General features: G+C 43.0%; 3 protein-coding genes and 2 pseudogenes. 1 reads left to right on the top strand and 4 read right to left on the bottom strand.

Going from position 1 to position 1,673, the window contains the following annotated elements:
* Nucleotides 1-132 precede the first annotated feature (132 nt).
* From F6K37_RS41425 to F6K37_RS41410, 4 genes and pseudogenes are all read right to left on the bottom strand, one after another.
* On the bottom strand, nucleotides 133-333 hold the full coding sequence (locus F6K37_RS41425) for a hypothetical protein (RefSeq protein WP_287257090.1): 201 nt from the start codon (nucleotides 331-333) through the stop codon (nucleotides 133-135).
* A gap of 205 nt (nucleotides 334-538) precedes the next feature.
* Nucleotides 539-826 carry an addiction module antidote protein gene (locus tag F6K37_RS41420; RefSeq protein WP_287257089.1) on the bottom strand — a complete coding sequence of 96 codons (288 nt, stop codon included), beginning with the start codon at nucleotides 824-826 and terminating at the stop codon, nucleotides 539-541.
* A gap of 9 nt (nucleotides 827-835) precedes the next feature.
* A pseudogene (locus F6K37_RS41415) lies at nucleotides 836-1,126 on the bottom strand (type II toxin-antitoxin system RelE/ParE family toxin).
* Nucleotides 1,127-1,301: 175 nt separating this feature from the next.
* Nucleotides 1,302-1,487, bottom strand: coding sequence for a hypothetical protein (locus F6K37_RS41410; protein WP_287257088.1), 186 nt, complete (start codon nucleotides 1,485-1,487; stop codon nucleotides 1,302-1,304).
* Between F6K37_RS41410 and F6K37_RS41405 the strand changes: the two are divergent.
* A pseudogene (locus F6K37_RS41405) lies at nucleotides 1,473-1,673 on the top strand (hypothetical protein); the annotation flags it as partial. The gene F6K37_RS41410 and the pseudogene F6K37_RS41405 overlap by 15 nt on opposite strands.

Below are 1,673 nucleotides of genomic sequence, written 5' to 3'. Positions count from 1 at the left end.
ATAAATGTAAATAATTTTAATTAGCCCTTGCATTTTTTTGAATATTTATGTATAGTATAGAAGGTGACGACTGAAACTAATAGCTGCGCTGGTTATAACTGTTAACCACTACCAGCGCAGCTTTCCTCCCTCCTAAAAAGGAGTTATTTCCATGATGCCAAAAATATCACGATCATCAATCCCGGTTGAGTGCATCCGATTTTTACGGTTTGACCCGATAGGTGCTATGGGCATCTTGGTGAAACGGGCATCTTGCCTGTTATCAATATTTGCGAGCGGGCAGGATGCCCACTCTACTGCTACCAAAAATGTGGGTTTTGTAAATGCGTCCATACTTTTCTGACCGCTTTTTGTGGAAATTTCGATCCGTTAAAAAGCTGATCGTTTCAACGATAATGGGTAAACAGATATTACCAGGGGGCAATGGAAGCGAACACATATCTTGAGTAGTGGTTTCCATGGAAATAAGCAAGCTGCAGGGTCAATGCTTATTATTTATTGGCTGATCCAGGGTAAACCCATCTTATAATGCAATACTTCAGATCGAAGTAGCCCGCAACCTAAGACCAAGTGCCTGTATTACCTTTAGAACAGTGGCGAAGTCTGGATTACCTTCCATCGACAACACCTGATCAAGACTTTCATTGCCGAGAGCGGTTTCGCGAGAAATTTGTGTCATTGCTTTGGAACGAGTAATATCCCGTAGAGCAGCCACTACCAAGGCAGGATCCCCATCTTCAAGAGCAGCTTCAAGATAGGCAGCCATATCTTCTTTGGTTTTCAGATGTTCTGCCACATCCCAGGGATGGGTTTTGATGTTGGTCATCACGATCTCCTATACCTTTTGTGCTAGATCTAGGGCTGTCTTGATATCCCGGTCTTGGGTGCGCTTGTCACCACCTGCAAGGAGGATTATCAAGGTACTCCCGCGCTGCACGAAATACACTCTCTAGCCAGGTCCATAGTTAATACGCAGTTCCGAAACTCCTCTTCCCACTGGTTTCACATCACCGGGGTTGCCCATCGACAAACGACGAATACGAATATCAATACTTGCCCTTGCTTGTCGATCGCGCAAGCCACTGAACCACTTGGAATAAGCTTCGGTCTGCCGGATTTCGATCATGGCTTGTATCCTAAGGGATACAAAAAGACAACGAATGTCTAACTAATATTTTAAGATATTGTAGCTCGCCACTCCTGAGCGACAACTCCCAAATAATGGAGTTATACACCAGACATATAATACATTAAAGAACCTTTGCTTGCCCAAAGCGGATATTATAACCAACAACCATAGCTCAACAAACCCCAGAAATAGCAACTACGCGATGACTATCAAACCAGCTTGATCTAGAATCTGTATCAGTAGCAATAACTCCTCCTGTGGCAACCGCTACAGTTTCCGAAGCAGCAACAGTGGATAGTAAAACGTTAACTACCAGAACTGAAATTACCAGTCCACTCCTTGGATGGGGAGAACTCATCTTTGGATTACTGGTAGTAGAGTCGCTTGTGCTGGTTTCAATCAAGCAATTGATGTAGAGATGAATGTAGAGATAAACGATATGGTTAAAAATTGGTTTATTTACAGTATTGTTGCTATTACGGTGATGGGTTGTCAAACCACCACAATTAAAACCAATATCACTCAGTCAACCATAACAGGAGTG

Source organism: Moorena sp. SIO4E2 (assembly GCF_010671945.1).
In the GTDB taxonomy this organism is placed as follows: domain Bacteria; phylum Cyanobacteriota; class Cyanobacteriia; order Cyanobacteriales; family Coleofasciculaceae; genus Moorena; species Moorena producens.
This window is presented reverse-complemented; position numbering and strand designations above follow the sequence as displayed.